The organism is Streptomyces cellostaticus, assembly GCF_001513965.1.
GTDB lineage: Bacteria > Actinomycetota > Actinomycetes > Streptomycetales > Streptomycetaceae > Streptomyces > Streptomyces cellostaticus.
On sequence record NZ_KQ948025.1, the window covers coordinates 130,961 to 146,871 of the forward strand.

General features: G+C 71.6%; 12 protein-coding genes. 8 read left to right on the forward strand and 4 right to left on the reverse strand.

Features of this window, described 5'->3' with window-relative positions; translation table 11 throughout:
* The first annotated feature begins 307 nt into the window (after positions 1–307).
* Positions 308–1,201: a coiled-coil domain-containing protein gene (locus AQI88_RS21980; protein ID WP_067002088.1), complete on the forward strand. Its 894-nt coding sequence runs from the start codon at positions 308–310 to the stop codon at positions 1,199–1,201.
* Positions 1,202–1,219: 18 nt separating this feature from the next.
* Here AQI88_RS21980 and AQI88_RS21985 read toward each other — a convergent pair whose 3' ends face one another.
* From AQI88_RS21985 to AQI88_RS21995, 3 genes are all read right to left on the reverse strand, one after another.
* The gene (locus AQI88_RS21985; RefSeq protein WP_067002091.1) at positions 1,220–2,863 is read right to left on the reverse strand and encodes a sodium/solute symporter; all 1,644 of its coding nucleotides are present in this window, start codon (positions 2,861–2,863) and stop codon (positions 1,220–1,222) included.
* Positions 2,860–3,276, reverse strand: coding sequence for a DUF485 domain-containing protein (locus AQI88_RS21990; RefSeq protein WP_067002094.1), 417 nt, complete (start codon positions 3,274–3,276; stop codon positions 2,860–2,862). The genes AQI88_RS21985 and AQI88_RS21990 overlap by 4 nt, the downstream gene beginning before the upstream one ends.
* Before the next feature lie 191 nt (positions 3,277–3,467).
* Positions 3,468–4,964 (reverse strand): MFS transporter, encoded by a 1,497-nt coding sequence (locus tag AQI88_RS21995; RefSeq protein WP_067002097.1) that lies wholly within the window; start codon positions 4,962–4,964, stop codon positions 3,468–3,470.
* A gap of 420 nt (positions 4,965–5,384) precedes the next feature.
* Here AQI88_RS21995 and AQI88_RS22000 point away from each other — a divergent pair, with 420 nt between their 5' ends.
* The 4 genes from AQI88_RS22000 to AQI88_RS22015 all read left to right on the forward strand — a co-directional run bounded on the left by AQI88_RS22000 (position 5,385) and on the right by AQI88_RS22015 (position 12,921).
* Positions 5,385–6,173, forward strand: a complete 789-nt coding sequence (locus tag AQI88_RS22000) for an ABC transporter ATP-binding protein (RefSeq protein ID WP_067002100.1) — start codon at positions 5,385–5,387, stop codon at positions 6,171–6,173.
* Positions 6,170–8,749 carry an ABC transporter permease gene (locus AQI88_RS22005; protein ID WP_067002102.1) on the forward strand — a complete coding sequence of 860 codons (2,580 nt, stop codon included), beginning with the start codon at positions 6,170–6,172 and terminating at the stop codon, positions 8,747–8,749. Before AQI88_RS22000 ends, AQI88_RS22005 begins: the two co-directional genes overlap by 4 nt.
* A gap of 259 nt (positions 8,750–9,008) precedes the next feature.
* Positions 9,009–12,542, forward strand: coding sequence for a transcription-repair coupling factor (mfd, locus tag AQI88_RS22010; RefSeq protein WP_067002106.1), 3,534 nt, complete (start codon positions 9,009–9,011; stop codon positions 12,540–12,542).
* A 22-nt stretch (positions 12,543–12,564) separates the two neighbouring features.
* Entirely contained in the window at positions 12,565–12,921 is a 357-nt protein-coding gene (locus AQI88_RS22015; RefSeq protein ID WP_067002109.1) for a MerR family transcriptional regulator, read from the forward strand.
* Positions 12,922–12,948: 27 nt separating this feature from the next.
* Here AQI88_RS22015 and AQI88_RS22020 read toward each other — a convergent pair whose 3' ends face one another.
* Positions 12,949–13,710 carry an SDR family NAD(P)-dependent oxidoreductase gene (locus tag AQI88_RS22020; RefSeq protein WP_067002112.1) on the reverse strand — a complete coding sequence of 254 codons (762 nt, stop codon included), beginning with the start codon at positions 13,708–13,710 and terminating at the stop codon, positions 12,949–12,951.
* Between the two features lie 162 nt (positions 13,711–13,872).
* Between AQI88_RS22020 and AQI88_RS22025 the strand changes: the two genes are divergently transcribed.
* The 3 genes from AQI88_RS22025 (at position 13,873) to AQI88_RS46005 (ending at position 15,875) form a co-directional block, all read left to right on the forward strand.
* A complete protein-coding gene (locus AQI88_RS22025) occupies positions 13,873–14,787 on the forward strand; it encodes an SCO6745 family protein (RefSeq protein WP_067002115.1) in 915 nt (304 codons plus the stop codon).
* A 187-nt stretch (positions 14,788–14,974) separates the two neighbouring features.
* Entirely contained in the window at positions 14,975–15,694 is a 720-nt protein-coding gene (locus tag AQI88_RS22030; protein ID WP_067002118.1) for an HNH endonuclease family protein, read from the forward strand.
* A gap of 34 nt (positions 15,695–15,728) precedes the next feature.
* Positions 15,729–15,875, forward strand: coding sequence for a hypothetical protein (locus AQI88_RS46005; protein WP_159050374.1), 147 nt, complete (start codon positions 15,729–15,731; stop codon positions 15,873–15,875).
* The last annotated feature ends 36 nt before the right edge of the window (positions 15,876–15,911 follow it).

The window sequence follows — 15,911 nt, forward strand, 5'->3', positions numbered from 1 at the left end:
GGGCGCGGTCGTCCTCACCCGGCACCGGAGGGCCGGGCGATGACGGTCCGTTTCCTCGCCCTGTAGGAGAGGCCGGCCGGGCGCCGTCCGGCGCCCGTCCGCAGCATGGTCGTCACCCTGGAGGGGGACGTGCTCCGGGCGGCCCGTGCAGTGCCCCGAAGACCGTACGGATCGCGAAGTGCGCATGCCGCGGGGATCCTACCGTGACATTCTGCGGAGTGTCGTGTTATGCGCGCTTACATCCGATCCATCAAGATGTGCGCGAAATGATGCTGTCGAGTACGTCCGGCGGAGAGGGGTTCCCAGGGTGAGCAGCGCATCGGCGACGCCGTACGGCTTCGCGACCGTCCGGGGGCGCGGCTACCGCCCCGATCAGGTCGACGCGTACCTGGAGGCACTGTCGCTGGACCGTGATGCCGCGTGGGAGCGTGCCGCGCGGCTGACCGTGCTCGCCAAGGACATGAGGGCGGAGGCCGCGCAGCTGCGCGAGGCCGTCGCGCAGCTTCCGCCCCAGGCGTACGAGACGCTCGGGGAGAGCGCACGGAGTCTGTTCCAGCTCGCGCTGGAGGAAGCGGCGGAGGTCCGTGACCGTGCGCGGCGCGAGACACAGCAGCAGGTCGCGCAGGCCGAAGCCCAGGCCCTCGGCGTACGTCAGGCGGCGCAGGAAGCCGCCGACGCGCTCTGCGCGGAAGCCGAGGAACACGCCCGCCAGTGCCTCCTTGCGGCGCACGCCGAAGTCGACGCCCTGCGCATCGGCAGCCGGCGCGAAGCGAAGGAAGGACGCGCGGCGGCGCTCGCCGAGTTGCGCGACGTACGGCAGCGCACCACCGTCGTGCTCGCCGAGCAGACCCGGGAGCACGCCGAGCAGTGGGCCGCTCTCGAGCGCGAGGAGGCCGAGCAGCTGGCCGCGCTGGCGGACCGCCACGCCGAGCAGGTCTCCCGCGCGGAGGCCTCCCTGGCCGAGGCGAAACGTGCGCATGCCGAGGCCGAGGAGTCCGCACGCCGCAGCCACGAGGAGGCACACGCGCGTGCCGCGGAAATCCTCGCCGAGGCCCGCCTGCGCGAGGAGCGCATCACCCGGGACACGGAAGAGATGCTGCGCGAGCACGGCGAGACCTGGGACGACGTGCAGGCGCACATGGACCACGTGCGCGACAGCCTGATCACGCTGCAGGGCAGAGCGGCACTCGAAGAGCGGTAGCCTCCGGCCGGGGCCGCGTCATCTCCCCCTGCGGACCGCGCCCGCCAGGATCCACCCCTCCACCGCCTCGTACTGGCGCCGCTGTTCCTGCGCCGTACGGCGGCCCGAGAGGACCGTGCCCAGCCAGCCGAAGAAGAAGCCGGCCGGGATGGAGACGATGCCGGTCGTGGTGAACGGGAACCAGTTGAAGTCGGCGTGCGGGAAGGCCGCGGCGGGCGAGCCGGAGACGAGGTTGGTGCCCGGCATGAGCAGCAGCACGCTCAGCGAGCCCCCGATCAGCGTGCCCAACAGGCCGCTTCGGGTGTAGCGGCGCCAGAAGAGGCCGTACACCAGGGCGGGTGCGAGCGCGGAGGCGCCGAGGCAGAAGGAGAGGGTGATCAGGGGCTGGAGACTGTGGTGCTGCACCAGGGTGGCCAGCAGGATCGTCGGCACGCCTATGGCGAGCGCCGAGAGCCGGGCCAGGGCCATCTCCCGGCGGGCCGGCATCTCCTGCACACGGGCGGCGAAGACGTCGTGGGCAAGGGAGTTGGCGCAGGCGAGGATCATCCCGGCCACCGAGGCGAGCAAGGTCAGGAAGATCGCCGTGGTGACCATGGTGAACAGGAGCGTCTCGGCCGTCGACACGTCGGTGCCGAAGGCGGCCCGCGAGCCCAGCAGGTAGGCCGTGTTGCCCTGCGGGTCGGCCGCCGCGATCGTCGCAGGTCCGACCAGGGCGGTGGCGCCGAACCCGATCACCGTGATGACCAGCACGAACAGGGCCACGATCGACACCGCCCAGGACAGCGAGCGGCGCACCTGCCGGGCGCTGGAGGCGGTGTACATGCGCATGGTGATGTGTGGCAGGCAGGCGCCGCCGAGCACGATCGTCAGCTCGGAAGTGATCATGTCCAGCCGGGCGTCGGGGCGGTTGCCGAACTGGAGTCCGGAGTGCAGGAAGGCCGGCCCGGCCCCGCTCTGCCGTGCCGCCGCGTCGAACAGGGCGCCCGGGTCCCAGTCGAAGTGGCGCAGGATGAGTACGGCGACCACGGCGCCCGAACCGACCAGCATCACGATCTTCAGGATCTGGATGAGCGCGGTGCCCTTCATGCCCCCGATGGCCGCGTAGCTGATCATCAGTGCGCCGACTCCCACGACGCAGCCGGTCTTCAGCGACTCGTTGGAGAAGCCCAGGATGAACGCCATCAGCTGCCCGGTGCCGGCCAGCTGGACCAGCATCAGCGGCAGCAGCGCGGCGATCGTCACGGCGCAGGCCGCGATCCGCACGCTCCGGCCCGGCAGCCGGCGGGCCAGCGCGTCGCCCATGGTGAACCGGCCCGCGTTGCGCAGCGGTTCGGCCAGCAGGAACATCAGCAGCATCAGCGACAGCGCCGTACTGAGGGCGAGCACGACACCGTCGTAGCCGCACAGGGCGATCACCCCGCCGGTGCCGAGGACGGTGGCCGCGGAGATGTAGTCGCCGGCGATCGCCAGGCCGTTGCGCAGCGGGGACAGGGAGCCGTAGCCGGTGTAGAACTCGTCGAGGTCGTCGTGGTCGGGGCCGGTCATCACGCACAGCAGCAGGGTGAGGGTGCCGACGGCGCAGAAGGCGACCAGGGACATGGCCTGGGACGAGCCGCTGAATGCGGTGAAGCCGGCCGGGTGCGCGGAGAGGGCGCCGGTCATCGGGTGGCTCCTCGCCTCGCGTCCAGTTCGGCCTCCTTGCGGATGCGGTCCGCGAGCGGGTCGACGTGGCGGCGCGCGGTGTGCTCGTACAGGGCGATCGCGAGCCAGGTGACCGGGAGTTGGAGGAGGGCGAGCAGCAGGCCGGCGGGGACGCCGTCGGCGACGGTGCGCGTCATGACGTGCGGTGCGAACGCGGACAGCACGAGGAAGAGCGTGAAGTAGCCGAGCGCGGTGAGTGTGGCGGTGCGCCGCTGCCAGCGGTAGGCGCTGCGCAGCAGGCGGAGGTCGCTGTGGTGCCCGATGGGTGCGCGGGCCGGCTGGTGCCGGGGGCGGGGCGGCTGCGGGGGCGGGGGCTGCCAGGGGTAGGTGGGGCGGGCGGGATACGGCGGTGGGTGCGGCGGGTTGTAGGACATCCCGGGGCTCCTCGCGTGGCTCGGGTCCGTGGCGGCGGACCGCAGGGAGGTGGGGAGCGGAGCCATGCACGCTACTCGCGGGTTCACACCCGCGCAGGGTTTTCCCCGAACTGGCCGGTCGGTATGCGCTTACTGCGCGGAAACGGCGTCCGACCTGGGGTGTTACCCGCGTTAACCCACATCGTGATGTCTCATTCCCTGAGCACGGGGAATCTGCGCGGCGCCAGCAGCAACAGCACCAGGAAGGCCAGCGCCGCCGCACATGACGCCCCCAGGTACACCGCGTGCACGGCGTCCGCGATCGCCCGCCGCGTCGCCTCCGGCGCCGTACCCGAGTTCAACGCGCGCGTGACGGACTCCAGGTCGCCCGAGCCGCCCAGTCGCGCGGCCAGCACCCCGTTGGCGACGGCGCCGAACAGCGAGGCGCCCACCGTCTGCCCGGTCTGCCGGCAGAACAGCACCGAGGCGGTCGTCGTGCCCCGCTCCGACCAGCCCACCGTGGACTGCACCCCGATGATCAGCGGCAGCTGGAACAGCCCCAGCACCCCGCCCAGCGCCAGCATCAGCAGCATCGGCTGCCACCAGGAACCGGGATAGGGCAGGAACGGGAACGCGAGCAGGACCAGCGCGCCCGCCCCGATGCCGATCAGCGCGGTGTCACGGAAGCCGATGCGCCGGTACACGTGCTGGCTGAGCGCCGCCGACCCCGACCAGGTCAACGTCCATACACACAGCACGAGACCGGCGGCCGCGGGGCCGAGGCCGAGCACCGACTGGGCGTACGTCGGCAGGAACACCGCCGGTGCCACCATCAGCAGCCCCAGCGCGCCGAACGCCAGATTGACGGCCGCGATCGTACGGCGCCGCCACACCCACCCCGGGATGATCGGCTCTGCCGCCCGCCGCTCGACCCACACCACCACACCCACCAGCGCGAGCCCCGTGCCCAGCAGCGCGAGCGAGGGCGCCGACAGCCACGGCCAGGCCACCCCGCCCTGCACCAGCGCGGTCAGCAGCACCCCGCCGCATGCGAACACCGCGAGCGCGCCGGCCCAGTCCACGCGCGCGCGGGCGGCCTTTTCCCGTTCGGGCTCGTGCAGGTGACGCACGATCAGCCACAGCGCGGCGGCGCCGATCGGCAGGTTGACGAGGAAGATCCAGCGCCAGCCGGCGTAGGCGGCCAGCACCCCGCCGAGCCCCGGCCCGGCCACCGCGGACACCGCCCACACGGTGGACAGCCTGGCCTGGATCCTCGGGCGCTCGGCCAGCGGGTACAGGTCGGCGGCCAGCGTCTGCACCGTCCCCTGCAACGCCCCGCCGCCCAGGCCCTGCACGATCCGGAACGCGATCAGCGCCGCCATGTTCCACGCCCCGGCGCACAGCAGCGAGCCCAGCAGGAACACGGCCGCGCCCGCCACCAGGACGGGCTTGCGGCCGAAGGTGTCGGACAGCTTGCCGTAGACGGGGAGCGTGACGGTGACGGCGAGCAGATAGCCGGAGAACAGCCAGGAGAAGACCGAGAACCCGCCGAGGTCGCCGACGATCTGCGGTACGGCGGTGGAGACGATGGCGGCGTCGAGCGCGGCCAGCGCCATCGAGAGCATCAGAGCGGCGACGACGGCGCCCCTGGTGCGGGTGCCCTGCCCCGTCGTGGCGCCGTTGCGTATCGCGGGTGTCGTACTCCCCACCGGATCCCCTCCCTGTGCCCCCTGCACCTATCTCCGGTACGACACCTTCCCATGTGAGGGGGAACTTGACCCTGACGCGACGGAAGGGTGGAGCCTTGCTGGGCCGGAGGGTGGAGCCGACCCCGAGAAGCACTCCACCCGGCGGTGGACCACCCCTAGGGGTATCTCCGTACTACGGACCGGGGAGGGTTCGTACCGCCGGAGGAGGAGATGGGCCCGGTCCGGTCCTTAACCTGGCTTTACGCCGCTGGGGGGCGGCTGACCGAACCGGCGGGGGTGGGGTTTTCCCCCGCCCAAGAGGGGGCTTCGCACCAGCGCGCGGCACACCCGCCGCACGCGAGACTCGGCGAGTACCCACGACGACGCACCGGACCACCGGGGCGCAACCGCAGACCTGTCGACCGATATAGGAGACATACCGTGACATCGGCTGTGACCATTCCCAGGCATGGGGGCACTGGAGGGCGTACGGCCGTTGCCGCGCGGGCGCGGCAGGTCGTCAAGGCGTACGGGTCCGGCGAGACCCGTGTCGTCGCCCTGGACCACGTCGACGTGGACATCGCCCGCGGTCAGTTCACCGCGATCATGGGCCCCTCGGGGTCCGGCAAGTCCACGCTGATGCACTGCCTCGCCGGGCTCGACACCGTGACCGGCGGTCAGATCTACCTGGACGAGACCGAGATCACCGGGCTGAAGGACAAGAAGCTCACCCGGCTGCGCCGGGACCGCATCGGGTTCATCTTCCAGGCGTTCAACCTGCTGCCGACCCTGAACGCGCTCGAGAACATCACGCTGCCCATGGACATCGCGGGCCGCAAGCCGGACCGGGCGTGGCTGGACCGGGTCGTGGAGACCGTCGGGCTCGCCGGACGGCTCAAGCACCGGCCCACCCAGCTCTCCGGCGGCCAGCAGCAGCGCGTCGCCGTGGCCCGCGCCCTCGCCGCCCGCCCGGAGATCATCTTCGGTGACGAGCCCACCGGAAACCTCGACTCGCGCGCGGGAGCCGAAGTGCTCGGCTTCCTGCGGCGGTCCGTGGACGAGCTGGGCCAGACCATCGTGATGGTCACCCACGACCCGGTGGCCGCCTCCTACGCGGACCGCGTGCTCTACCTCGCCGACGGCCGGATCGTCGACGAGATGTACCAGCCGACGGCCGATCAGGTCCTGGACCGCATGAAGGACTTCGACGCCCGGGGGCGTACGTCATGACCGTCCTGAAGACCTCGATGCGCAACTTCTTCGCGCACAAGGGCCGCATGGCCCTGTCGGCGGTCGCGGTGCTGCTGTCGGTCGCCTTCGTCTGCGGCACCCTGGTGTTCACCGACACGATGAACACCACCTTCGACAAGCTGTTCCAGGCCACGTCGTCGGACGTACAGGTCAGCGCCAAGGGAGCCTCCGACACCGGGGAGACCACCTCGCGCACCGGCAAGCCGCCGGTCATGCCGGCCTCCGTGCTCGGTGAGATCCGCAAGGCCCAGGGCGTGAAGGCGGCCGAGGGCACGGTGTTCTCCACCGCGGCGACCGTCGTCGACGCCCAGAAGGACAAGCTCGGCTCCGGCAGCGGCCCGACCATCGTCGGCAGCTGGAACACCAACGACGCCCGCACCATGAAGATCACCTCCGGTACGGCGCCCAAGGGCCCCGGCCAGGTCATGGTCGACGCGGACACCGTCAAGAAGCACCACCTCAAGCTCGGCGACGACATCGGTGTGATCAACGCCGTCGGTACGCACCACGCGCGCGTGTCCGGCATCGCCACCTTCACCGTCACCAACCCCGGCGCGGCCATCTTCTACCTGGACACGAAGACCGCCCAGCAGACCCTGATCGGCGAGACCGGCGTGTACACCAGCGTCAACATCACCGCCGCCAAGGGCGTCACCGACGCGCAGCTGAAGAAGAACGTCGTCGCCGAACTCGGCCACGGCTACAAGGTGCAGACCGCCAAGGAAATCGCCGACGCCAACCAGAAGAGCCTCAAGAGCTCCCTGGACGTCATGAAGTACGCCATGCTCGGCTTCGCCGGGATCGCCTTCCTGGTCGGCATCTTCCTGATCATCAACACCTTCTCGATGCTGGTCGCCCAGCGCACCCGGGAGATCGGCCTGATGCGGGCCATCGGCTCCTCCCGCCGCCAGGTCAACCGGTCCGTGCTCGTCGAGGCCCTGCTGCTCGGCTTCATCGGGTCCGCGCTCGGCGTCGGCGCGGGCATCGGCGTCGCCGTCGGACTGATGAAGCTCATGGGCACCCTGGGCATGCACCTGTCCACCGACGACCTGACCGTCGGCTGGACCACCCCGGTGACCGGCCTGCTCCTCGGTGTTGTGGTCACCGTCCTGGCGGCCTACCTGCCGGCCCGGCGCGCCGGCAAGGTCTCCCCGATGGCCGCCCTGCGCGACGCGGGCGCCCCCGCCGACGCCAAGGCGGGCATCGTCCGGGCCCTGATCGGCCTGGTCCTCACCGGCGCCGGCACCGCGAGCCTGTTCGCGGCCGCCAACGCCGACAAGGCCAAGGCCGGCTCGTCCTGGCTGGGCCTCGGGGTGCTCCTCACCCTGATCGGGTTCGTCGTCATCGGCCCGCTCCTCGCCGGCGGCCTCGTCCGCGTCCTCGGCGCGGTCATACTGCGGATCTTCGGCCCCGTCGGCCGCATGGCCGAGCGCAACGCCCTGCGCAACCCGCGCCGCACCGGCGCCACCGGCGCCGCCCTGATGATCGGCCTGGCCCTGGTGGCCTGCCTGTCGGTGGTCGGCTCCTCCATGGTGGCCTCCGCCACCGACCAGCTCGACAAGACGGTCGGCACCGACTTCATCATCCAGCCGGACAACCCGCAGAACGGTCTCATCACCGCGCAGGCGGTCAAGGTCATCAAGGCCACGCCGGGCCTCGCGCGGGTCACCGAGTACCGGCCGACGGAGGCCGACTTCACCACCCCGGACGGCCAGACGCTCAAGGACACCGACATCACGGCGGCCGACCCGACGTACGCGACCGACCTGCACAAGAAGACCGTCGTCGGGAACCTCAAGGACGCCTACCTGCCCGACTCGATGTCCTTCCCCGAGAAGTTCGCCAAGGCCCACGGCATCCACCTCGGCTCGAAGATCACCGTGGCGTTCAAGGACGGCTCCACCGCCCACCTGACGGTCCGCGCGATCACCAGCAGCGACGAGGTGATCGACCAGGGCGCCAAGTACACCTCGCTCGCCACGCTCGCCACGTACGTGCACAAGATGCCGCTCGACCAGATGGTCTTCGCCACCGCCAAGGACGGGCAGCAGGCTGCCGCCTACAAGGCGCTGAAGGCGGCCCTGCACGACGACCACCCCGAGCTGACCGTGCGCGACCAGACCGACTACAAGAAGGCGCTGAAGGACCAGATCGGCCAGCTGCTGAGCATGATCTACGGCCTGCTGGCACTCGCGATCATCGTCGCGATCCTCGGTGTGGTGAACACCCTCGCCCTGTCGGTGGTCGAACGCACCCGCGAGATCGGCCTCATGCGGGCGATCGGCCTCTCCCGCCGCCAGCTGCGCCGCATGATCCGCCTGGAGTCCGTGGTGATCGCCGTCTTCGGCGCCCTGCTGGGCCTCGGCCTCGGCATGGGCTGGGGCGCGACCGCCCAGAAGCTCCTCGCGCTGGAAGGCATGAAGGTCCTGGAGATCCCCTGGCCGACGATCACCGCGGTCTTCATCGGCTCGGCCTTCGTGGGCCTGTTCGCCGCCCTGATCCCGGCGTTCCGGGCAGGCCGGATGAACGTACTGAACGCCATCGCGACGGACTAGCCAACAGCCACCGCATACGGGGGTTGCGGGGGAAGACCCGGTGCCGGGGAGTCTTGGGACTTCCCGGCACCGGGCTCTTTGCGCGTCCACTTCTCGGCCGGCCGAGTCGGCTGGCGGGCGAGCCACGGCTCCGGGCAAGGCACAGCGGAGGTTATCCACAGCCCCGGCGCCGAGAAGCGCAGCGTCGTACGCTGGACACCCCCGGCCGCTCCCCGCGTCGGGCACTTTGCGTTGCCCACCCCTGGACGGAAAGCCCCCCATGAGCCTGCACGGTCTGCTCGACGCCGTAGTCAAGGACCCCGCCCTCGCGGAAGCGATCAACGCGGCCGCGGACGGCAACCGCATGCACATCGACCTGGTCGGCCCCCCGGCGGCCCGCCCCTTCGCGGTCGCCGCCCTCGCCCGCGAGGCCGCCCGCCCGGTGCTCGCGGTCACGGCGACGGGCCGGGAGGCCGAGGACCTGGCCGCCGCCCTGCGCTCGCTGCTGCCCGCCGAGGGCGTCGTGGAGTACCCCTCCTGGGAGACCCTCCCGCACGAGCGCCTCAGCCCGCGCAGCGACACCGTCGGCCGCCGCCTCGCCGTCCTGCGCCGCCTCGCCCACCCCCGCCCGGACGACCCCGAGACCGGCCCGGTCTCCGTGGTCGTCGCACCCGTGCGCTCCGTACTCCAGCCGCAGGTCAAGGGCCTCGGCGACCTGGAACCGGTGTCCCTGAAGACGGGCCAGACGGCCGACCTGAACGAGGTCGTCGAAGCCCTCGCGGCCGCCGCCTACGCGCGCGTGGAGCTCGTGGAGAAGCGCGGCGAGTTCGCCGTACGCGGCGGCATCCTGGACGTGTTCCCGCCCACCGAGGAACACCCCCTGCGCATCGAGTTCTGGGGCGACGACGTCGAGGAGATCCGCTACTTCAAGGTCGCCGACCAGCGCTCCCTCGAAGTCGCCGAACACGGCGTGTGGGCCCCGCCCTGCCGCGAACTGCTGCTCACGGACGACGTGCGCGCCCGCGCGCGTGCCCTCGCCGAACAGCACCCGGAGCTGGGCGAACTCCTCGGCAAGATCGCCGAGGGCATCGCGGTGGAGGGCATGGAGTCCCTGGCACCGGTCCTGGTGGACGACATGGAGCTGCTGCTCGACGTCCTGCCCAAGGGCGCCATGGCCGTCGTGTGCGACCCGGAGCGGGTACGCACGCGTGCCGCCGACCTCGTCGCCACCTCCCAGGAGTTCCTGCAGGCGTCCTGGGCGGCCACCGCGGGTGGCGGCGAGGCGCCCATCGACGTCGGCGCGGCCTCCCTGTGGTCCATCGCCGACGTCCGCGACCGGGCGCGCGAGCTGGACGTGATGTGGTGGTCGGTGTCCCCGTTCGCGGCCGACGAAGAGCTGGACGCAGACACCCTCAAATTCGGGATGCACGCCCCCGAGACCTACCGCGGCGACACCGCGAAAGCCCTCGCCGACACCAAGGGCTGGCTCGCCGACGGCTGGCGCACGGTCTACGTCACCGAGGGCCACGGCCCCGCCGCCCGCACCGTCGAGGTACTCGGCGGCGAGGGCATCGCGGCCCGCCTCGACGCCGACCTCGGCGACCTGAGCCCCTCCGTCGTGCACGTCTCCTGCGGCTCGATCGACTACGGCTTCGTGGACCCCGCGCTCCGGCTCGCCGTCCTCACCGAGACCGACCTGTCCGGCCAGAAGGCGGCCGGCAAGGACGGCGCCCGCATGCCGGCCCGCCGCCGCAAGACCATCGACCCGCTCACCCTGGAGCCCGGCGACTACATCGTCCACGAACAGCACGGCGTCGGCCGCTACATCGAGATGGTGCAGCGCACGGTGCAGGGCGCCACCCGCGAGTACCTCGTCGTGGAGTACGCCCCCGCCAAGCGCGGCCAGCCCGGCGACCGCCTCTACATCCCCACCGACCAGCTGGAACAGATCACCAAGTACGTCGGCGGCGAGGCCCCCACCCTGCACCGCCTCGGCGGCGCCGACTGGACGAAGACCAAGGCCCGCGCGAAGAAGGCCGTCAAGGAGATCGCCGCCGACCTGATCAAGCTCTACAGCGCCCGCATGGCCGCCCCCGGCCACGCCTTCGGCGGCGACTCGCCCTGGCAGCGCGAGCTGGAGGACGCCTTCCCGTACGCGGAGACCCCCGACCAGCTCACCACCATCGCCGAGGTCAAGGAGGACATGGAGAAGTCGGTCCCCATGGACCGCCTGATCTGCGGCGACGTCGGCTACGGCAAGACCGAGATCGCGGTCCGCGCCGCCTTCAAGGCCGTACAGGACGGCAAACAGGTCGCCGTCCTCGTCCCCACGACCCTGCTGGTGCAGCAGCACTTCGGCACCTTCTCCGAGCGCTACTCGCAGTTCCCGGTGAACGTCCGGGCCCTGTCCCGCTTCCAGACCGACACCGAGGCCAAGGCCGTCCTGGAAGGCCTCAACGAGGGCGCCGTGGACGTCGTCATCGGCACCCACCGCCTCTTCTCCTCCGAGACGAAGTTCAAGGACCTCGGCCTGGTCATCGTGGACGAGGAACAGCGCTTCGGCGTCGAGCACAAGGAACAGCTGAAGAAGCTGCGCGCCAACGTCGACGTGCTCACCATGTCCGCGACCCCGATCCCGCGCACCCTGGAGATGGCGGTCACCGGCATCCGCGAGATGTCCACGATCACCACACCCCCGGAGGAGCGCCACCCGGTCCTCACCTTCGTCGGGCCGTACGAGGAGAAGCAGATCGGCGCCGCCATCCGCCGCGAACTGCTGCGCGAGGGCCAGGTCTTCTACATCCACAACCGGGTCGAGTCCATCGACCGCGCGGCGGCGCGACTGCGCGAGATCGTCCCCGAGGCACGCATCGCCACCGCCCACGGCCAGATGTCGGAGTCGGCCCTGGAACAGGTGGTCGTCGACTTCTGGGAGAAGAAGTTCGACGTCCTGGTGTCGACCACGATCGTCGAGTCCGGCATCGACATCTCCAACGCCAACACCCTGATCGTGGAGCGCGGCGACACCTTCGGCCTGTCCCAGCTGCACCAGCTGCGCGGCCGCGTCGGCCGTGGCCGCGAGCGCGGGTACGCCTACTTCCTGTACCCGCCGGAGAAGCCGCTGACCGAGACGGCCCACGAGCGCCTCGCCACGATCGCCCAGCACACCGAGATGGGCGCCGGCATGTACGTGGCCATGAAGGACCTGGAGATCCGCGGCGCCGGCAACCTGCTCGGCGGCGAGCAGTCCGGACACATCGCCGGCGTCGGCTTCGACCTGTACGTGCGCATGGTCGGCGAGGCCGTCGCCGACTACCGGCGCCAGCTGGAGACCGGCGAGATCGAGGAGGAGCCGCCGCTCGAGGTCAAGATCGAGCTGCCCGTCGACGCGCACGTCCCGCACGACTACGCGCCCGGCGAGCGCCTGCGCCTCCAGGCGTACCGGGCCATCGCCTCCGCCAACTCCGAGGAGGACATCAAGGCCGTCCGCGAGGAACTCACCGACCGCTACGGCAAGCTGCCCGAGCCGGTGGAGAACCTGCTGCTGGTGGCCGGCCTCAGGATGCTCGCGCGCGCGTGCGGCGTCGGCGAGATCGTCCTGCAGGGCACCAACATCCGCTTCGCACCGGTGGAGTTGCGCGAATCGCAGGAGCTGCGGGTCAAGCGGCTGTACCCGGGCACGGTCATCAAGCCGGCCGTGCACCAGGTGCTCGTCCCACGCCCCAAGACAGCGAAGGTGGGCGGCAAGCCGCTCGTCGGCCGGGAACTGCTGGGCTGGGTCGGGGAGTTCCTCGCCTCGATCCTGGGGTCATAGGTGACGACGGGGGGCGCGGGGCGTGCGGATCGGTGAACTGGCGCAGGCGACCGGGGCGACACCGCGCGCCCTGCGCCACTACGAGCAGGCGGGCCTGATCACCTCCGCACGCACCGCCAACGGCTATCGCGACTACGCCCCCGGTACGGCCGTCCGCGTCCGCAACATCCGCCACCTGCTGGAGGCGGGCCTGACCCTGGACGACGTACGGGCCTTCCTGCCCTGCCTGGACGGCGACGTCGCCGCCACTCCCGTCCCCGCGAAGGGCCTGCGGATCGCCCGGGACCGGCTCGCCGTCCTGGACGCACGGATAGCGGCACAGACGGCGGTACGGGAGCGGCTGGTGGCGGCACTGCGGGAGGCGGGCGAGACGGTCTGACCCGAGGACCCCGGCAGGACGTGACGGTCAGGCGACCACCGCCCCGCCGTCCACCGGCAGCACCACGCCGGTCACGAACGACGCCTGCGGGGAGGCGAGGCGGGTGATGGCCCAGGCGACCTCCTCGGGGCGGCCGACCCGGCCGAGCGGAGTGTGGTCGAGCTGCCACTTGCGGATGGTGGCCCGCTGCTCCGGGGTGTACCCCGAGTGGTCGGCGATCGGTGTCTCGATCGCACCCGGGGCCACGGCGACCACCCGGATCCCGAGCGGCGCCAGTTCGACCGCCCAGCTGCGGGTCAGCACCTCCAGGGCCGCCTTCCCCGCCGCGTACAGCGAGTTGCCGGGCCAGCCGCGCTGGCCGACGGCGGTCGTCACGTTCACCACGACACCCCGGCTCTCCTCCAGCGCAGGAAGTGCGGCCTGTGTGAGCAGGACGGGAGCGAGCAGGTTCGTCTCCAGCAGCGGCCGCACGCCGTCGCGGGTGTAGGTGCGCAGGGAATCGGTGGTGACGACCGCCGCGTTGTGGACGAGCACGTCGAGACGGCCGCACCGCTCCAGAACGGTCCGTACGACGGTCTCGGGCCCGTCCTCGGCGGTGATGTCGGCGGGCAGCGGTGTGATCCCGGGGTGTCCTTCGGCGGTCTCGGCCAGGGGCCCGGGCCGGCGGCCGACCGCGACGACCTGTGCCCCCTCGGCGGCGAACGCGCGTGCGGTGGCGCGGCCGATACCGGTGCCGGCGCCGGTGACGAGGACGGTACGGGGGCCCTGCGGGCGGGTGGTTTCACTCATGGCGGGATCCTCGGACCCTGACGCCGGTGTCAGGGTCAAGTCCCGCCGAGGCAGGGCCTCTCCTTCAACCGTCCGCCGAGCGGGACCAGGTTCGGGCAGTCTGGTCGGTGTCAGCTTCTGGGCGGTCACGAGTGAGGGCCGGGCAAGGGGGAGGGGCACGTCATGTCCGAGCACGTCGGCAAGGCCGTGGAAGAGGGAGCAGGGGCCGGGGAGCCCGTGGAACCGGCGCGCGTACGGCGGCTCTGGCACCTGATGGAACCCCTCCACGCGCTGCTCTACTACGCGCCCGAGGTCTCCGAACAGGCGGCCGCGCTCGGATACGACACGGCGGACCGCTGGCCGAGATACTTCCCGCTGCGCGCCGCCCCGTTGGGGGAGGCCGGTGCCGAACGGGTGGCCTCCGCCTTCTACAGCTTCAGCCCCCGCATGGTCGCCGAGCACATCGACCCGGCGTGGAACATCGCGAGCCCGCGGGAGGTACTGGCCGCGCGCCTGCGAGGCATCGACCGGACCTACCGCACTCTCCTCGGCGACCGCGTCGACAGCCCCGAACTCGCCGAGGCCGCCGCCCTCGCCCGCCGCGCGGCCCAGGCGGCCGGCACCGCGGGCCGCCCGCTCGCCGCGGCCAACGCCGAACTGCACTGGCCCGAGGCCCCGCACCTCCAGCTGTGGCAGGCGGCCACGATCCTGCGCGAACACCGCGGCGACGGCCACATAGCCGCCCTGCTCCTCGCGGACCTCGACCCCGTCGAGTCCCTGGTGTCCTTCGCCGCGATAGGCGCCGCGTCCGTCGAGCGCTTCGAGAGCCGCGGCTGGAGCAGCGCGCAGTGGTCCTCCGCCCGCGCCCGCCTGGCCGCCCGAGGCCTGGTCGAGGCGGACGGTACGGCCACACCGGCGGGCCGCGCCCTGCGCCGCGACGTCGAGGAGCACACCGACCGCCTCGCCGCCGGCCCCTGGCAGGCCCTCGGCCGGGCCGCCACCGACCGCCTCGCCGATCTCCTCGGCGACTACTGGGTCGCGGTCCTGTCCTCCGGACTGCTGCCCTCGGAGTCCACGCTGGGCATAGGCAAGGTGTGAGCGGGCGCACGAACCCGCCCGCCGGGCTCCCCCTCCTGGGCGCCACATGCCCCAAGTCGAGCCCTGCTTGCCCCGAATCATCCCTTTAGGCCTCATCTGGCGGGCGGCGCACGCCCGTTACCGTGGGGCACAAGAACGATTCGCCCGCAGGGCCGGGGCGGACCAGGGTGAGCAAGGGGGACGCACAGTGACGCGTCTGAGGGGCGGAGCGATCACCGCCGTGGTCGTCATATCGGTCGCCGTGGCCGGCTGCACGGCCGAGCAGACCAAGGGGTCTTCCGGACCCACGGGAACAGGGGGCGGGGGAGCGGCCCTGACCGCCGTCGGCTCACTGACCGTCAAGGGCCGCGCCCCGAAAACCGGCTACTCCCGGGCCCGGTTCGGCACCGCCTGGGCCGACACCGACTCCAACTCCTGCGACACCCGCGACGACATACTCAAACGCGACCTGAAGGCGGCGAAGACCACCGGCGGCACCTGCAAGGTCACCTACGGCCTGCTCGAGCCGGACCCGTACTCCGGCAAGGACATCACCTACCGGCGCGGCCGCAGCCAGGTCGACATCGACCACGTCGTCGCCCTCTCGGACGCCTGGCAGAAGGGCGCCAAGTACTGGGATCCCAGCAAGCGCATAGCCCTGGCCAACGACCCCCTCAACCTCCTGGCGGTCGACGCGAGCACCAACCGCGGCAAGGGCGACGGGGACACAGCCACCTGGGTCCCGCCCAACACGGCCTATCGCTGCACCTATGTGGCCGCCCAGGTGGCCGTCAAGAAGAAGTACGGCCTGTGGGTCACCGACGCCGAGAAGGCCGCGATGAAGAAGGTCCTCGCCGCCTGCCCGGACCAGAAACTCCCCACAGGGGGCAATCCGACCAAGGCCCCCGAGCGGTTCCGGGCGCGGTGAGCCGAGGGCATCGGCCCTGAACCCGCTTGCCCAGGTGACCGGCCGGCGCCTGGGCAAGCCGGTGCTGATGGACCAGGAGGGTGCCTACGGCCACCCGGTGCCCGGGTACGACCCGAAGGCCGACCGGGTCCTCCTCCTCGCCGGCTCCGACCCGTACCACCGGCCCCCGGTGACCGGCTGAATTCGCTGTCCCGACCATGCGCATGCCACATACGGT

Bases quoted from the DNA above. Each gene is read 5' to 3' on its own strand.
- AQI88_RS21985 (WP_067002091.1), bottom strand. From the start codon at position 2,863: ATGACCGGCGCCCTCTCCGCGCACCCGGCCGGCTTCACCGCATTCAGC.
- AQI88_RS21990 (WP_067002094.1), bottom strand. From the start codon at position 3,276: ATGTCCTACAACCCGCCGCACCCACCGCCGTATCCCGCCCGCCCCACC.
- AQI88_RS22005 (WP_067002102.1), top strand. From the start codon at position 6,170: ATGACCGTCCTGAAGACCTCGATGCGCAACTTCTTCGCGCACAAGGGC.
- mfd (WP_067002106.1), top strand. From the start codon at position 9,009: ATGAGCCTGCACGGTCTGCTCGACGCCGTAGTCAAGGACCCCGCCCTC.
- AQI88_RS22020 (WP_067002112.1), bottom strand. From the start codon at position 13,710: ATGAGTGAAACCACCCGCCCGCAGGGCCCCCGTACCGTCCTCGTCACC.
- AQI88_RS22025 (WP_067002115.1), top strand. From the start codon at position 13,873: ATGTCCGAGCACGTCGGCAAGGCCGTGGAAGAGGGAGCAGGGGCCGGG.